We start from the raw sequence: 17178 nt of genomic DNA on the forward strand, positions 1-17178 counted from the left end.
GTGGATCAGGCACCGGGTCGGTGATCGGCTAGAATGGCCGCCTTGCGCCAAACGAGCCGAACATGACACCTGAACTGCCCCACGCCCAGCTCGACTGGGACGACCAAGGACGCCCGCGCTCGCGGGTCTTCGATGATGTGTACTTCTCCAGCGACTCGGGCCTGGATGAAACCCGCCATGTGTTCATCGAACAGAACCGCCTGCGGGAGCGCTTTGCCGCGCTCGAGGCAGGCGAAAAATTTGTCATCGGTGAAACCGGCTTCGGCACCGGGCTGAATTTTCTCTGCGCCTGGCAGTTGTTCCAGGAGCAGGCGCCGGCCACTGCCCGGCTGCATTTTGTCAGCGTGGAAAAGTACCCCCTGAGTCCGGCCGACCTGCAACGGGCCCTGGCCCTGTGGCCGGAACTGGCGGACCTGAGCCAACCGCTGCTCAAGTACTACGTCGCCGTGCACGCTGGCTTCCAGCGCATCGTGCTGGACGATGGCCGGGTCACCCTGACCCTGCTGATCGGCGACGCCCTGGAGCAGTTGCCGCAACTGGACGCGCAGATCGACGCCTGGTTTCTCGACGGCTTCGCCCCGGCAAAGAACCCCGACATGTGGACCCCGGAACTGTTCGCCGAACTGGCGCGCCTGGCGGCGCCGGGCTCCACCCTCAGCACCTTCACCAGCACCGGCTGGGTACGTCGCCTATTGAACGCGGCGGGCTTCAAGATGAAGCGCACTCCGGGCATCGGTCGCAAATGGGAAGTGCTGCGCGGCGACTTCCTCGGCTGGCCGGAAGACACGCCGCCGCCAGCCCGAACCAAGCCTTGGTTCGCCCGCCCGCCGGTCCAGGCCAAAACCGCGCTGGTGATCGGCGGCGGGCTGGCCGGTTGCGCCAGCGCCGCCAGCCTCGCTGCCCGCGGTTGGCAGGTGCAATTACTGGAACGCCATGAACAGCTGGCCCAGGAAGCCTCGGGCAATCCGCAAGGGGTGCTTTACCTCAAGCTTTCAGCCCACGGCACGGCACTGTCGCAGATGATCCTCAGTGGCTTCGGCTACACCCGACGCCAGCTGGAACACCTGCAACGCGGCCAGGACTGGGACGCTTGCGGGGTGCTGCAACTGGCGTTCAATCCCAAGGAGGCCGAACGCCAGGCGCAGTTGGCCGCGGCCTTCCCCACCGACCTGCTGCGGCTGCTGGATCAGCCAGAGGCCCAGGCCCTGGCCGGCATCGGCCTGGACCACGGCGGCCTGTTCTATCCCGAAGGTGGCTGGGTGCATCCGCCGGCCCTGTGCCAGTGGCAGGCCAAGCATCCGCAGATCCGGGTCCTGACTCATCAGGACGTGCTGGAGTTACGCCGGGTCGACCAGCAATGGCAAGCCTGGGACGGCGAACGGATGCTGGCCAGCGCAGCGGTGGTGATCCTTGCCGGTGCCGCCGAAATCAAACGCTTCCCGGCTAGCGCCGAATTGCCCCTCAAACGTATTCGCGGGCAGATCACCCGCCTGCCGCAGACCGCGCAAAGCCAGAGCCTGGCCACTGTGGTCTGCGCCGAGGGTTACGTCGCTCCGCCGCGACTGGGCGAGCACACCCTGGGCGCCAGCTTCGACTTCAAGAGCCAGGACCTGACGCCGACCACTGCCGAACATGCCGGTAACCTTGCGATGCTGCGGGAAATTTCCAGCGACCTGCTGCAACGCCTGAACGCCGAACAGTTGCCCCTGGACCGCCTGCAAGGCCGCGCAGCCTTCCGCTGTACCAGCCCGGACTACCTGCCCATCGTCGGTCCTCTGGCGGACCCGGAAGCGTTCGCCGACACCTACGCCGCCCTGGGCAAGGACGCGCGCCAGGTGCCGGACCTGCCCTGCCCCTGGCTCGACGGCCTGTACATCAACAGCGGTCATGGTTCTCGCGGGCTGATCACCGCGCCGCTGTCCGGCGAACTGCTGGCCGCCTGGCTGGAAAACGAGCCGCTGCCACTGCCCAGGAGCGTAGCCGAGGCCTGCCATCCCAATCGCTTCGCCCTGCGTCGCCTGATTCGCGGCCAGGCCTGAAGCAGAGCGGCGGCGCTGATTTTTCAGCGCCGCCCATGACCGCTAGCCAGCACGACCGACTCCATCCAACAGCCCGCCCCCGCTCAACTGCTTATAACCGATCGATCTAAAACTCCCGAGTTATGCACAGGTCAGTTTCCAGGTAGCCGCCCTTTTGGCGACTGCGGATTGACTCTCCCCAACGGAAAAACCGGTAAGGACTTATGTGCGGATTAGCTGGCGAATTACGCTTTGATCATCAACCTGCCGACCTGGCAGCGGTTGAACGAATCACTCATCACCTGGCCCCTCGTGGCCCCGACGCCTGGGGCTTTCACAGCCAGGGCCCGATCGCCCTCGGCCATCGGCGGCTGAAAATCATGGACCTGTCGGACGGCTCGGCGCAGCCCATGATCGACAACCAGCTGGGGCTGTCCCTGGCCTTCAACGGCGCGATCTACAACTTCCCCGAATTGCGCGCCGAACTGGAAGCCCAGGGCTACGCCTTCCATTCCGGCGGTGACACCGAAGTGCTGCTCAAGGGCTACCACGCCTGGGGCGCCGACCTGCTGCCCAAGCTCAACGGCATGTTCGCCTTCGCTATCTGGGAGCGCGATACCCAGCGCCTGTTCATCGCCCGCGACCGCCTCGGGGTCAAGCCTTTGTACCTGTCGCGCAGCGGCCAGCGGCTGCGCTTCGCCTCGGCCCTGCCGGCCTTGCTCAAGGGCGGCGATATCAAGCCGATCCTCGACCCGGTGGCGCTCAACCACTACCTGAACTTCCACGCCGTGGTCCCGGCGCCGCGCACCTTGCTGGCGGGCATCGAAAAACTGCCACCGGCCACCTGGATGCGCATCGAGGCCGACGGCCGCAGCGAACAGCAGACCTGGTGGTCCCTGCCCTACGGCCCCCGTGCCGACGAAGCCCAGCTGACGCTGGAAGACTGGACTGACCGGGTGCTCGATAGCACCCGCGAGGCGGTGGCCATCCGGCAACGGGCGGCGGTGGATGTCGGCGTGCTGCTGTCCGGCGGTGTCGATTCCAGCCTGCTGGTAGGCCTGCTGCGGGAAGTCGGGGTAGACGACCTGTCGACCTTCTCCATCGGCTTCGAGGATGCTGGCGGCGAACGCGGCGACGAGTTCCAGTACTCGGACCTGATTGCCCGCCACTACGGCACCCGGCATCACCAGTTGCGCATCGACGAGCGCGAGATCATCGAACAGTTGCCGGCGGCGTTCCGCGCCATGAGCGAGCCGATGGTCAGCCACGATTGCATCGCCTTCTATTTGTTGTCCCGAGAAGTGGCCAAGCACTGCAAGGTGGTGCAAAGCGGCCAGGGCGCCGACGAACTGTTCGCCGGCTACCACTGGTACCCACAAGTGGACGGCGCCAGCGACCCGTATGCCGCCTACCGCGCGGCCTTCTTCGACCGCAGCTACGACGACTACGCGGCCACCGTGCAGCCGCAATGGCTGACCGCACACGACGCCGCCGGTGAATTCGTCCGCGAGCATTTCGCCCAGCCTGGCGCCGATGCGCCTGTGGATAAGGCCCTGCGCCTGGACAGCACAGTGATGCTGGTGGATGACCCGGTCAAGCGTGTGGATAACATGACCATGGCCTGGGGCCTGGAGGCACGGACGCCGTTCCTCGACTACCGCCTGGTGGAGCTGTCGGCCCGGGTGCCGGCGCGTTTCAAGCTGCCGGACGGCGGCAAGCAGGTGCTCAAGGAAGCAGCGCGGCGGGTGATCCCCAGCGAGGTGATCGACCGCAAGAAAGGCTACTTCCCGGTGCCGGGCCTCAAGCACCTGCAGGGCGACACCCTGAACTGGGTGCGTGAACTGCTGCTGGACCCGAGCCAGGATCGCGGCCTGTTCAACCCGGCCATGCTTGATCGCCTGCTGACCGATCCCCAGGGCCAACTGACGCCCCTGCGCGGCTCCAAGCTGTGGCAACTGGCGGCCTTGAACCTGTGGCTCAGCGAACAAGGAATCTGATCGATGAAAGCTCACGCCACGGCTTACAGCCAACGCCTGCTGCGCGGCCAGGCGCCGTCCTATGAACGTCTGCAAGCGCGCTTTGCCGAAGACGGCAGCGAACCCGGCAATGAACCCATCGCCGTGCATTGCGGCTGGGGCCGACTGCTGATCGGCCATACCTTCCCCAACCCCACCCGCCTCGCCGAGGAGTTGCTCAACGAGCGTCCCGGCGAACGCGACATCGCTCTGTATGTGGCGGCGCCGCAACAGGTGCTCGGGCTGGAACCGGCGCAACTGTTCCTTGACCCTTCCGACACCCTGCGTCTGTGGTTCAGCGACTATCGCCAGGCCACCCGGGTGTTTCGCGGCTTCCGTATCCGTCGGGCCCAGAGCGAATCGGACTGGCAGGCCATCAATCAGCTGTATCAGGCCCGGGCGATGCTGCACATTGATCCGAAGCTGCTGACTCCGCGCCATCAGGGCGGTCCGGTGTACTGGCTGGCCGAGGACGAAGACAGCGGCGCGGTGATCGGTAGCGTCATGGGCCTGAACCACCACAAGGCCTACCAGGACCCGGAACACGGCAGCAGCCTCTGGTGCCTGGCGGTGGACCCCGATTGCAGCCGTCCGGGTGTGGGCGAAGTGCTGGTGCGGCACCTGATCGAACACTTCATGAGCCGCGGCCTGAGCTACCTCGACCTGTCGGTGCTGCACGACAACCGCCAGGCCAAGAACCTCTACGCCAAGCTGGGCTTTCGCACCCTGTCGACCTTCGCCATCAAGCGCAAGAACGGCATCAACCAGCCGCTGTTCCTCGGCCCCGGCCCCCAGGCGGACTTCAATCCTTATGCGCGGATCATCGTCGAGGAGGCCCACCGCCGCGGCATCGATGTGCAAGTGGACGACGCCGACGCCGGGCTGTTCACCCTGAGCCACGGCGGCCGCCGGGTGCGTTGCCGGGAATCCCTGAGCGACCTGACCAGCGCCATCAGCATGAGCCTGTGCCAGGACAAGAGCCTGACTCACAAGGTGCTCAAGGGTGCCGGCCTGAACCTGCCCGCCCAGCAATTGGCAGGCAACGCCGACGACAACCTGGAGTTTCTCGACGAGCACCAGCGGGTGGTGGTCAAGCCGTTGGACGGAGAACAGGGACAAGGCGTGGCCGTGGACCTGAGCACGATTGAAGAGGTGCAGTGCGCCATCGACCAGGCCCGCCGCTTTGACAGCCGAGTGTTGCTGGAAAGCTTCCACGAAGGGCTGGACCTGCGCATCCTGGTGATCGGCTTTGAAGTGGTGGCCGCGGCCATCCGCCGTCCCGCCGAGATCATCGGCGACGGTCGGCATTCCATTGGCGCCTTGATCGAGGCCCGCAGCCGCCGACGCCAGGCGGCCACCGGCGGCGAAAGCAAGATCCCCCTGGACGCGGAAACCCAGCGCACCCTGCATGCCGCCGGTTACGACTACAACAGCGTGCTGCCGGCCGGCGAGCGGCTGTTCGTCCGGCGCACCGCCAACCTGCACACCGGCGGCACCCTGGAAGACGTCACCGGCCTTCTCCATCCGACCCTGGCCGACGCCGCCATCCGCGCGGCCCGGGCCCTGGACATTCCGGTGGTCGGCCTGGACCTGTTGGTGCCGGCAGCAGACCAGCCGGACTACGTGTTCATCGAAGCCAACGAACGCGCCGGGTTGGCCAACCACGAACCGCAGCCCACCGCCGAGCGTTTTATCGATCTGCTGTTTCCCCACAGCCAACCGGCGCCTTGATCCTTCGCCGGCCAGCCGGCTCCTGCCCCATTGGTAGGAGCTGGCTCGTCAGCGAAGGCGCCCCAGGCCCTCCATCCATGCCCTCATCGAAACCATCGATGGCCTTTTTTCATCAGGAGTTTCCATGACCCGCCCGATTCCCCAACCGGACCTCGCCTACCTGCAGAAAGTCCTCCTGGAAATGCTCGCTATTCCCAGCCCCACCGGCTTTACCGACACCATCGTGCGCTACGTCGCCGAACGCCTGGAAGAACTGGGCATCCCCTTCGAACTGACCCGGCGCGGCACCATCCGCGCCACCCTCAAGGGCCAGAAGAACAGCCCCGACCGGGCCGTCTCGGCGCACCTGGACACCATCGGCGCCAGCGTCCGTGCAGTGAAGGACAACGGCCGCCTGACCCTGGCCCCGGTGGGCTGCTGGTCCAGCCGCTTTGCCGAAGGCAGCCGGGTCAGCCTGTTCACCGACAACGGCGTGCTGCGCGGCAGCGTGCTGCCGCTGATGGCCTCCGGCCACGCCTTCAACACCGCGGTGGACGAGTTGCCCATCAGTTGGGACCACATCGAACTGCGCCTGGACGCCTACTGCACCACCCGCGCCGACTGCGAATCCTTAGGCATAGGCGTGGGCGACTTTGTCGCCTTCGACCCGTTGCCGGAGTTCACCGAAAGCGGCCACATCAGCGCCCGGCACCTGGATGACAAGGCCGGCGTCGCCGCCTTGCTGGCGGCGCTCAAGGCCATTGTCGACAGCGGTGAAAGCTTGATGATCGACTGCCACCCGCTGTTCACCATCACCGAGGAAACCGGCAGCGGTGCGGCGGCGGCCCTGCCCTGGGATGTCAGTGAATTCGTCGGCATCGACATTGCTCCGGTCGCACCGGGCCAGCACTCCAGCGAGCATGCGGTGAGCGTGGCCATGCAGGACTCCGGCGGCCCTTACGACTATCACTTGTCCCGGCACCTGCTGCGTCTGGCCGCCGAGCACGAACTGCCGGTGCGCCGCGACCTGTTCCGCTACTACTTCAGCGACGCCCACTCGGCAGTCACCGCCGGCCATGACATCCGCACCGCCTTGCTGGCCTTCGGTTGCGACGCCACCCACGGCTACGAGCGCACCCATATCGACAGCCTGGCGGCGCTCAGCCGCTTGCTCAGCGCCTATATCCTCAGCCCGCCGGTGTTCGCCAGCGATGCACAGCCAGCCCAGGGCTCCCTGGACCGCTTCAGTCATCAGCTGGAACACGACACACAGATGGAAAGCGACACTCGGGTGCCCTCGGTGGACAGCCTGCTGGGCAACAAGTCCTGAACCGCGACCCGGGGTTTGTGCGCGCTATAACTGGCGGCACACCCCCGGGCGCAGTAGCATCCGGGATTGTTTTTCGGAGGCCCCCCATGCTGATTCCCCACGACCAACTTGAAGTCGACACCCTGACCCGTCTGATCGAAGACTTCGTCACCCGCGAGGGCACCGACAACGGCGATGAGACGCCTCTGGAAACCCGCGTGCTGCGGGTTCGTCAGGCCCTGAGCAAGGGCCAGGCGGTGATCGTTTTCGATCCGGACAGCGAACAGTGCCAGTTGATGCTCAAGCACGACGTGCCCAAGGAGCTGTTCGACTGATGCCTGGACCGGCCCAAGCCCTTGGGCCGGGATGCTCAACCGTTGGAAAAGCGCGGGCCGAACAGAATCACACTGGCCCCGATCACACACAGTGCCAGCCCCAGCCAGTCCGAGCCCAGGGGCCGCACCCGCTCCACCACCGCCAGCCAGCCAATGGACGCAACAATGTAGATGCCACCGTAGGCGGCGTAGGCGCGCCCGGCATAAGTGGCTTCGACTTTGGTCAGCAACAGGGCGAACAGGGTCAGGCTGATCAGGGCGGGAATCACCCACAAGGCGCTCTTGCCCTGGCGCAGCCACATCCAGAAGGCATAGCAGCCGGCGATTTCAAACAGCGCGGCGAGGAAGAACCACAGGTAATTGAGCATGCAAGGTCTCGTCAGGATTGCCAGGTGCCGGCAACCCTAACGAGGCCGTGGTGGTGGAGCAAGCTCAGTGGGCCCCTTGTTTGGCCTTGGCGCGCATCTTGTCCGCCATCAGGGTCATTTCGTCGTACAGCGCCTGAGGGTTTTTCTGCTTCAGGGCCCAGGCCATTCGCCCCTGCTCGTGGGGCAGGATCATGAACTGGCCGGCGTTGACCTGGGTGTGGATGTAATCAGCAATCTGGGCGGCGGTAATCGGCGAGCTTTCCAGCAATTTGCCCACCTGGGCCTTCATCGCCGGGGTCGGACCACGGAAGGAGTCCAGCAGGTTGGTCTGAAAAAATGACGGGCAGACCACGTGCACGCCGATTTCCTGCTGCGCCAGCTCGACCAGCAGGCTCTCGGACAGCGCCACCACTCCGGCCTTGGCCACGTTGTAGTTGCTCATGGCCGGGCCCTGCATCAAGGCGGCCATGGAGGCGATGTTGATGATCTTGCCCTTGCTCTGTTCCAGCAGCGGCAGAAAGGCCTTGCAGCCCTTGACCACGCCCATCAGGTTGATCGCGATCTGCCAGTCCCAATCCTCCAGGGACAGCTCGCTGAAGAACCCGCCGGACGCCACGCCAGCGTTGTTGACGATGATGTCGATGCCGCCGAACTTCACTTCGCAAGCCTGGGCGAAGGCGGTCAACTGGCTGTAATCACGCACATCGCAACGCTGCACGAAACCGTCGCCACCGGCGGCGCGTACCTGCTTCAGGGTTTCCTGCAGGCCCGCCTCGCTGACATCGGACAAGGCCAGCCGCCAGCCATCGCGGGCCCAGCGCAAAGCGATTTCGCGACCCAGGCCGGAGCCGGCGCCAGTGATCATCATGCGATTTTGCATAAGAGTTGCCTTGTTGTTCCGGGGAAGATGGGCCGCAGTGTAGCGAAGGCCCCTGCGCCACCCACGCACCATCAGGGTGCTGAATGCCCCGGGCAAACCGCTGGCCGGGTGAATGCTGGCGCGCCAGCGCAGCGCAACCCGTGACAGACGTAAAGGAAATAACCCTGGCGGCGCAGTGCATTAAAAAGTTTGGAATTTTCTCGATAGGCGCAGAGTCGGATTTATTAAGCGCCTGGCTTTATTCATGAAGCCAAGTTGTCTTTGAACAACCGCGTTGTTCAACACTCTTCAATTTAAGGAAACCACCATGGGCACCATTCTGATCGTTATTCTGATTTTGCTGCTGATTGGCGGCCTGCCGGTATTCCCCCACTCCAGAAGTTGGGGTTATGGCCCTTCGGGAATCATCGGTGTCGTGCTGGTGGTGCTCTTGGTGTTACTGCTGCTGGGCAGGATTTGAATCAGCCAAGAGTTAAATCGTGTGCCAAACAGCGCCCTGCCTGAGAGGGCGCTTGCACAGTTCACATGCAAATAGAAAGCGCCTATCTATTCATACATGAAGGTGACCGTGGCGTTGATTGCTACATAACCAGCAGTCGGCGTAAGGTAATTTACATAAAAGGCGGTGAACGGGATGCTCAGGGCTTCATCATCAACACTGGTTGGCGTGGTCTTGAACTCTGTCCGGGTCGCGAGCTCTTGTATGAGCTTGCTGCTCGCATCGCCTCGGGCAAGGACCACCCCCACGCCCCTGGCCATGCCTGGCCCCTCGCTATTCCTCAGAATGCTCCCGATGCTGATGGCGTCCATGCGATAGGCCACCTTCACGCCTTTGTCACACTTGAGATCGATCGAGAACGTCGTCTGGCCTGCTAGGCCTTCAATGGCATAGAGTTTACTCAGCGGGATGGTAGGCAAAGTGACCGTTTGCACCGGGCGGGCGACCGCACAGCCACTGCGTTGAGCGTTGTACGTCACGCCATTGAACAAAATCTCATTGCTCAACTGGTTGTGGTAATAATTCCTGATCTTGTGATCGAGGAACGTTCCCGAGCTGATGGGGCCAGTCTTGACCAGTTCCAACTTGAACTTGTGCGGTGGTGAATAGGTACCGGGGTTTAGACGACGCTCAAACCTGGGCCACTCCATGTACACATCACCCTCGTGGTACCAGAGAATCCGCATGCCAATACCCGGTACTCCGGTCTCATAGACATGCTCGTAGGCGGTCTTGGTCGCCCCCCCGACAAAGCCATAGTCAAACCAAAGCCCATTGCCACTACAGGTCATGGTTGTTATGCCCTGGTTTATTTCCTTCACCAGAATGGTGCTGCCCACCGGAATGTCGCGAGGAGGCTTGAGCATGGCGAAGTCGGCACTGGTAAAGTGTGTCGACAGTGGATTTCCGGTGCATGTGTTGGCCCACACCTGATTGCCGTGCAGAGCCGTCAACAGAAACCACGCGACCAAGGACCATCGGTTGTTTAGCAGGACGTTGATGTTCATCCATTACCTACCTGTTTGAGATTCGGCTGCCCGTATGGCAGGGCAACTCCAATTGCTGGTAGTACTCGTCGTTCGGGGAGGGATCGCTGGGCATGCGATACGACGCAAGGCAGCTCTGCCCTGCTCCCCACTGAATCAACAACTGGCCCTGACCTTCCAGCCCGCGGACAAAGGCTCGGCCGCCCTGTCCGACCTGAGTCAACACTTCACCCGCAGGCCCCAGGACTTGCGCCCCCAGGGGGATCATCTCGCCATCGTCGCGCACCAGCTTGAGCAGCATCGCCCGCCCCACCACGGTCGGATAACGCAACATGACCACGGCTCCCGCGCGCGGAGCGACCTGCTGCGAGGTCATCTCCAGCTCGACATCCCGGGACGTGCCTTTGGGGTCCAGGGCCATGTCGTTGCGTCGATAAGGCGTCAACCCCGTCACCACCGCATACCCGTTATCAGCGATTCGAGTAGTCGCGTTACTGAGCACCTGAGCGCCCTTGGCCCCGGCGGCTTCGAGCACGGCCATGGTTTCGCCCTGACCCGAAGTTGCGTTAATACCTCCCGGGTGCGCGACCAGAGTGCCTTGCATGGCAAAGTTGGCTTGCTGATAGTTCTCTCCGCGGCTGGCGCCCAGGCTGTAATTGGCATGGGCCGCGTCATAACGCAGGTTGCCGCCATAGTTGCTGTTGCCCTGCCCCTCGTAACGGTCACGTGAACCGTAGAGGCTGTAACCGACCTGGCCGCTGTCGCCGAGATTGCCACTCAAGGAGGTATTGACGCCGTGATTGCCCCTGCCGTCGTAACTGATGGACGAGTTCAGATAGGGTGAGTAGCGGCTGCGTCCCAGGGGCAAGCTGATACTCAGCAGATACTGATTGTCCATGCTGCCGCCACCGTTGCGGGTGCGGCTGGCGCTGAAACTGAAGCTGCCCCAGTTGAAGCTGTTGGAGTAACCCACCTGATAGCTCAGATCCCGTCCTTGATCGCGATTCCAGTAGTTTTGCGCCAAACCGGAAAAGTTCAGTTGCCCCAGGCGTTCGCCTATCGGCTGGCTCAGGCTCAACTGCAGCCGACTGCGTTGCTTGAACGACAGGTTTTGCGACGGGCTGTCCTGCAAGCGAGCGTAATCGTCGAAGTTCAGATAGCCCTCACTGGAAAAACGGTAGGCCGCCACGCTGAAGTTGGTGGAGGTGGTTTCAATCAATTTGTTGTAGGACAAGCGCAGGCTGCGGCCGCTCAATTGCGCGCGGCCACCGGCAGGCGCATCGCTCAAGCCTGAAGCCTGGGAATGGGTCAAGTCCATCGCCACCGCCCCCAATGAAGTGCTCAAGGCCGCCCCTCCCTGCCAGGCTTGATAGTCCTGAGCCAGGAGACTGCCGCCATAAGCGGTCCACAGGTTGGACAAGCCGTGCTGATAGGTTCCCTGGACAAAACCGGGCAGCCTATCAAGGCTGTCATCGCGGTAGCGTCCGGCGCTCAAGCTGAAGCGCGAACTGCCGGGACGCAGCAGCTGGGCCATCGAGGCATAAGGCACCACAAAACTTCTGGTCCGCCCATCGGCCTCGGTGATGGTGACATTGAGGTCACCGGCGTAACCGGCGCTGTTCAGATCGTCAATGGCAAATGGCCCAGGAGACACCGTGGTTTCATACAACAGATTCTGCCCCTGGCGCACGCTGACCTTGGCGGTGGTATCGGCGACGCCACGCACCACAGGCGCAAACCCACGCATCGAATCAGGCAACATGCGCTCATCGCTGCGTAGTTGTATGCCGGTAAAGGAAAAACTGTCGAACAGATTGCCGGGGGTATAGAACTCCCCCAGGGTCAGCTGGGCCTGGGCCGCAGTGATATCGCGCTGCACATAGCTACTCAAGGCGTTGTACTGACTGCTCCGACCGGAACTTGCCTGGCCATCGTAGCGATAGGAGCCATTGTGTCGCAGGCGCCACTGGCCGAGGTTCAGCCCCGTGTTCAGGCCGCTATAGAACTGACGACTGCGTTGTCCGTTGCTACGGTTCTCGGACAGGTTGTTGCTGTAGCCGAGAAAGCCTGCATTGACCCCCGCATCCCACTCTTTGGGAGAGACATAACCGCGCTTGGTCCGGCTCAGGTACAGCTGAGGGATGGAAAGATCGGCGCGCAAGTCGGCCATGTCCACTTCCAGACGCCCCTGAGGCACGATTTCATCGGGCCCCAGGCACTCGGCCGCCCGAGCTCGGGCGGCCTGATCCTCGGGCAGTCGGGTGAAATCAACGCCAAGTTGCTCCAGCAAATCCGGCGCCAGACAAGGCTCGACCTTCGAGCCATCGGCCGAGGTCCTGAGGAGGATTTCTTCAGTCCCAACGCGGTTCTGGTTGAGATACAGATCAAGGCGATAGGTACCGGGCGTCAGCGGATTGCCTTGTTCATAAGTGGACAGGTCCAGCGTTTCTCCACGGCTGTTGCCAAAAAATGCCGGATTGAAACGAATAGGCTCGTCAGCCGCGCTGATGTCAATGACCATCCATGATCCGATCAGCATCATGCTTCCCAGAATAAAACCATCACGCACAACCAAACACTTTCTAGAGCAAGCAAGTACGCAAATTACAACTAACAAAAAAAATTTTGACAAAGCACTCATCTAACCTGCCCGAACAGTCAGTACGATGGGTCAGTGACGAAAATACCAAGACAAATGCCTCAGTACGAAAATTAAGCAAGAGATAAAACCAAGAACTTTTCTGGAGTACTTTATTATTGCAGTTTGGCCTCAGCGCGCATATTTGCTCCAAAATCGTTGATCCATTCGTACATCACACTCACGTCGAAATCCGAGGTGTTTGGTGATTGTTCAAAAACAAAATCAGCAGAAGATTTTGGCGCAACCATATGACTTTTCACTGTTAAAACACGACCATTTTTAAGCTTTAACTCAACCGAGTTAAAAGACACATGAAAGGCTCCATCATTGTGCACCTGCAAGACAGTGTTCTTACCAGACCTGGATAAATTCCAGCGCAGTTTTTCCGCGCTTTCAGCGGCGCTTCCCGGAAGATTCGCAGGACGGAAAAACAGCTTCAGACGCGTACGAAACGCCAGTTGCATGTGATTGCCGACCTGCGCACTCGCCAGTGGTGGCACATCCAACACATTGAGCCAGAACACCGACTCACGATCCTTGGGCAAATTAGTTGATGGTACGAAGGCAATCCGCAGCGACTGCCCCTTATCGGGATCAATCCGCACCATCGGCGGCATTACTATGAAAGGTGTATCGACCTCATCCGGTTTGGCATCGACGCGGCCATCGTCGATCCAGGTCTGCACCAAAGCTGCTTGTTGCCCCTTATTGCTCAGCCTGAGAGAAACCTCACGTTCCTTGGCCGGATAAACAATTCGCGTGGCATCAACCACCACGCTGGCCTGGACGGATAGAGAGCACAACAAAATGGCGACACCGGTAATCAGACGTGAAACGAAACAACAAAACATGGGCTCTATCGCTCACAGGATTAAGCCTTGAAGCTCAGGCTTCAAGGCTTTGATTTCACTCGTAAACAAGGTCAAAGGTTAGTTCGGCTTTAACATCCCCTGCTGTCACCGGGACATCACCTGCCAAGTACCGAGCAGCTAATACGAATTGCGCAGCAGTTTCATTTACAGACACAGGCTCAAAAGCGGGCTTAGTAATAGACATCTTCATTAGATCAATAGGATTACTTTGATAATCAAGCAGTTGGATCATAGCCGTGGAACCACCGGGAACACTATTTTTAAGGGCGCCTGTTATATGGTGCACTTGGGAAAAATCAGGACTAAGCATTCCTTTCAACTTAGTGCCATCACACCCCGACACGTTAATAAGAATAACTTTTTCACCTGCGTAACTACCAGGTTCTTTAAGAGCCTCGGTACTAACGGGATTCATTGCAACTTCATTAAGCCCGTCCACTTGACATGTTGTGGGTACGACCTTCCCCTCAAACTTCAACAGCACATCATATGCAAAAGCACTGTTTGCCGCGAAGAATAGAGCTGATACAACACCCGCCGCCAAACGAAACTTTTTCATTTAACTCTCCCTTTAACCATCATCATGGCGTACTACCCATAACATCATTTAATAATCAATGCTGCGTGCCAGATCTGGAGTGCTGTACGTATCCGTCCGGGCCGAAGCGGATGCGATCATCACCGTTTGTTGTATTGGCTAACATCAGATGAATCCTAAAACCCGAGAAAGCTCCCATTACCAGGCAAGAAACAGACTATTCGCCAAGCAACTTTTCCTAAGAAAACCAGGAAATACCTCAAGAAGGCGCAATGGATTGACCTATCGACAGGCAAAAAAAAACACCCCATCAGGGGTGTTTTCCTTGTGACTCAGATCCTGCCAGCCCTCTGCAAGGGGCCGGCAAGTGCAACTGTCAATCCGGCTTGCCGTTGACCACGCCGGCCGTGTTGTCGATCAGACTCTTGGTCGCAGTCTGCAGGAACGACTCCAGTTTCTGCTTGAGTTGCGCCTCATCGGCGGCTCCGGAAATCAGCTCGCCGCCAGGGGTTGCACCCAGCTCGTACTTGTACAGTCTGGGCGGCATTTCCTTGGGCAACACCAGCACCCGATCCGCCGTCAGCAGCGCCACGGTCTGATCGCTACCCGACGGTTTGACCACGCCAAAACCCTTGTCGCCTTCGGGCAGGTTGAGCAGGTCACGCCCCCAGCACTGGTGCAACACATCACCACCGAGGCGGCCCATGATGGTGGGCACGATATCGATCTGCGTGCCCACGGTGTGGTCGCGCTGGCCGAACTTCTCCTGGATGCCGGGTGCAATCATCAGCATCGGCACGTTGAAACGACCCAGGTCCATTTCGGTAATCTGTTGCTCGTTGCCGAAACCGTGATCGCCGACCACAACGAACAACGTCTCCTTGAAGTACGGCTCCTTGCTCGCCTTCTCGAAGAACTGGCCCAACGCCCAGTCGGAGTAGCGCATGGCGGTCAAGTGCTCATTGAGGCTACCGCGGTCGGTGACCTTCTCCACTGGCAATGGCGTCGGCAATGCGTACGGGGTGTGGTTGGACAGGGTCTGCAGCAGGGCGTAGAACGGCCCCTTGCCTTCACGGGCCTTCAACTCTTCCAAGCCACGGTTGAACATGTCCTGGTCGGACACGCCCCAGGTCGGGTCGGAGAACACCGGATTGACGAAGTCATTGCGACCAATGAAGTTGGTCATGCCCTGGTTGCTGAAGAACCCCGACTGGTTGTCCCAGGCAAAATCACCGTTGTAGACATACACATCGTCATACTGGCGGGCGCTCAGCAGCTGCGGCAGGCCAGACAGTTTGTGGCTGCCTTCCGGGGTCTGCATCAGGTATTCAAAGCCTGGCAGGTTGGGGAAGCAGGCCATGGTGGCGAACATGCCCTGGTGGGTATGGGTGCCATTGGAGAAGAAGCGGTCGAACAGCAGGCCTTGTTTCGACAGTTTGTCGAAGTAGGGAGTGATCTCCCCAGGACGTCCCAGCGCGCCCACCGAATGCCCGGCGAAGCTTTCCATCAGGATCACCACGACGTTCTTGATCGGCAGGGTCTTGTCCGCATCCGGCGTGTAATTACGGCGCACGGCGGCGATGTCCCCATCCACCAGTTTGTCGTTCGGCACCAGCAGCATGTCGCGTACGGTCTGTTGAGCCAACGGCTGAGGCAAGCTCGCCTTCCAGATATTGGTGCGGTCTTCGGAGAAGCGATCCTTGGCTGCCGCCATCAACTGCAGGGTGCCGTTGAGGCCCAGCTGGTTGGCGAAGTTCGATTCGGTGGTGTAGACATCCCCCCAACGCATCGGCGGACCCTGGCGCAGGGTGCCACGAGCCGCCACCACACAGATCAGCAGACAGACCACGAATACCGCAATACGTGCATACCAGGGCGCAACCTGGCGTGCGCCGACATTGCCACCGCTGAACGGACCGCGAGGCCGAGTGGCACGGTCGGCCCACTTGAACGCCAGGCTGAGGATCCAGGCTCCCACGACCCAGGCCAGCAGGTAGCGAACCACAGGGAAACCGTACCAGAGCATGCTCATCACGGTTTTCGGGTCCTCCTTCACATACTGGAAGACCAGACCGTTGAGACGCTGGTGGAACTCACGGTAGAAATCCATCTCCATCAGGCCAAGGAACAAGGCAATGCTGGAGGTCACCGTCAGCCACAAGCGCAGCAGCCCGCGAGCCGCCATGGCCCGGGCACTGAGCATGGCCAGCACCAGCGGTACGCTGAGGTAGACCACCAGCCGCAGGTCAAAACGCAGCCCATTGGCAAACGCTTCGAGGAAGGTCGAAGCCGGGGTGTCGAGAATCATCTCGCGGTTGTAGATCAACAGCGCGACGCGCAACAAAGAAAACATCACCATCATGACCAGCGCGCACAGCAGCGTGTAGGCCAGATGGGATTTGACGGTCGGTTGCAGCAGGCGATTCGAGGATCGCTGCTGACTCAGGGCATCCGAGTTTGCCATGTGGTTTTAGGACCCATTGGAAGTTTAAGTTGCAGAGAAAAAGTGGCGTTCTGCCCTCTTTTTGTCGCCAGGGCGACGGGGATTACGCGGTGCGCAGATGTTGCACGATCACTGAAGGCATTGCCATTGATTAGTGGGCGCTCCCCACAAGCCCAGCTCCTACGGCTCTGGAACAACAGATTGCCGGGCTTCGCACCAGGGGAAAAACGCCGGCGAATTGTCTTTGAGGCCTTGTGAAAATTTCGTTCAACGCATGTTTAGTCACACAAAAAAGGGCCTGGCGGCCCTTTTTTTCCATCGCCGGCCATCATGCAGGGGCTGTTCGTCACGTGTCCTGGTTCAGAGCCTGACATTACCTCGGGGACCGGCAATGGCCCAGATGATCAACCCAAGTACGGGAAGGAAGATGATCAACAACACCCAGACAATCTTCATCCCGGTTTCAGCGCTGCTTTTCAGCACGTTGATGATGGCCCAGATATCCAGGGCCAGAATGATCAGGCCAACCAGGCCATTGAAGGTGGAACCCATGGTGTCGCTCCC

Annotated in this window: 14 protein-coding genes; 6 read left to right on the plus strand and 8 right to left on the minus strand. The window is 60.7% G+C overall.

All coding sequences use genetic code 11. The features are described 5' to 3' along the window. The first annotated feature begins 62 nt into the window (after positions 1-62). From mnmC to PQT43_RS06390, 5 genes are all read left to right on the plus strand, one after another. Positions 63-2039, plus strand: coding sequence for a bifunctional tRNA (5-methylaminomethyl-2-thiouridine)(34)-methyltransferase MnmD/FAD-dependent 5-carboxymethylaminomethyl-2-thiouridine(34) oxidoreductase MnmC (mnmC, locus tag PQT43_RS06370; RefSeq protein ID WP_267268704.1), 1977 nt, complete (start codon positions 63-65; stop codon positions 2037-2039). 203 nt (positions 2040-2242) lie between these two features. Then, a complete protein-coding gene (locus PQT43_RS06375; protein ID WP_267268705.1) occupies positions 2243-4015 on the plus strand; it encodes an N-acetylglutaminylglutamine amidotransferase in 1773 nt (590 codons plus the stop codon). Between the two features lie 3 nt (positions 4016-4018). Then, positions 4019-5764: an N-acetylglutaminylglutamine synthetase gene (gene ngg / locus PQT43_RS06380; RefSeq protein WP_267268706.1), complete on the plus strand. Its 1746-nt coding sequence runs from the start codon at positions 4019-4021 to the stop codon at positions 5762-5764. 124 nt (positions 5765-5888) lie between these two features. After that, on the plus strand, positions 5889-7073 hold the full coding sequence (locus tag PQT43_RS06385; protein WP_253085209.1) for an osmoprotectant NAGGN system M42 family peptidase: 1185 nt from the start codon (positions 5889-5891) through the stop codon (positions 7071-7073). An 86-nt stretch (positions 7074-7159) separates the two neighbouring features. Then, the gene (locus tag PQT43_RS06390; RefSeq protein WP_025127101.1) at positions 7160-7387 is read left to right on the plus strand and encodes a YheU family protein; all 228 of its coding nucleotides are present in this window, start codon (positions 7160-7162) and stop codon (positions 7385-7387) included. Between the two features lie 35 nt (positions 7388-7422). Here the strand turns inward: PQT43_RS06390 and PQT43_RS06395 are convergent, their stop codons facing one another. Both PQT43_RS06395 and PQT43_RS06400 read right to left on the minus strand, forming a co-directional pair. Beyond that, entirely contained in the window at positions 7423-7755 is a 333-nt protein-coding gene (locus tag PQT43_RS06395; protein WP_016964115.1) for a YnfA family protein, read from the minus strand. Between the two features lie 64 nt (positions 7756-7819). After that, a complete protein-coding gene (locus tag PQT43_RS06400; protein WP_102880491.1) occupies positions 7820-8635 on the minus strand; it encodes an SDR family oxidoreductase in 816 nt (271 codons plus the stop codon). Positions 8636-8942: 307 nt separating this feature from the next. Between PQT43_RS06400 and PQT43_RS06405 the strand changes: the two genes are divergently transcribed. Further along, complete coding sequence (locus tag PQT43_RS06405) at positions 8943-9095, plus strand: DUF3309 family protein (protein WP_007945780.1); 153 nt, start codon at positions 8943-8945, stop codon at positions 9093-9095. Positions 9096-9181: 86 nt separating this feature from the next. On the opposite strand, the gene PQT43_RS06410 is transcribed toward PQT43_RS06405, so the two are convergent. The 6 genes from PQT43_RS06410 to PQT43_RS06435 form a co-directional block, all read right to left on the minus strand. Beyond that, complete coding sequence (locus tag PQT43_RS06410) at positions 9182-10141, minus strand: fimbrial protein (RefSeq protein WP_272753612.1); 960 nt, start codon at positions 10139-10141, stop codon at positions 9182-9184. A gap of 7 nt (positions 10142-10148) precedes the next feature. After that, positions 10149-12641: a fimbria/pilus outer membrane usher protein gene (locus tag PQT43_RS06415; RefSeq protein WP_253085207.1), complete on the minus strand. Its 2493-nt coding sequence runs from the start codon at positions 12639-12641 to the stop codon at positions 10149-10151. Positions 12642-12874: 233 nt separating this feature from the next. Next, positions 12875-13612 carry a fimbria/pilus periplasmic chaperone gene (locus PQT43_RS06420; protein WP_272753613.1) on the minus strand — a complete coding sequence of 246 codons (738 nt, stop codon included), beginning with the start codon at positions 13610-13612 and terminating at the stop codon, positions 12875-12877. A 55-nt stretch (positions 13613-13667) separates the two neighbouring features. Continuing rightward, positions 13668-14192: a fimbrial protein gene (locus tag PQT43_RS06425; RefSeq protein ID WP_272753614.1), complete on the minus strand. Its 525-nt coding sequence runs from the start codon at positions 14190-14192 to the stop codon at positions 13668-13670. 355 nt (positions 14193-14547) lie between these two features. Next, positions 14548-16635 (minus strand): LTA synthase family protein, encoded by a 2088-nt coding sequence (locus tag PQT43_RS06430; protein ID WP_267268711.1) that lies wholly within the window; start codon positions 16633-16635, stop codon positions 14548-14550. 339 nt (positions 16636-16974) lie between these two features. Next, a complete protein-coding gene (locus PQT43_RS06435; RefSeq protein ID WP_102860821.1) occupies positions 16975-17166 on the minus strand; it encodes a PLDc N-terminal domain-containing protein in 192 nt (63 codons plus the stop codon). Positions 17167-17178 lie beyond the last annotated feature (12 nt).

This window comes from Pseudomonas sp. BLCC-B112, from assembly GCF_028550695.1.
Taxonomy (GTDB): domain Bacteria; phylum Pseudomonadota; class Gammaproteobacteria; order Pseudomonadales; family Pseudomonadaceae; genus Aquipseudomonas; species Aquipseudomonas danubii.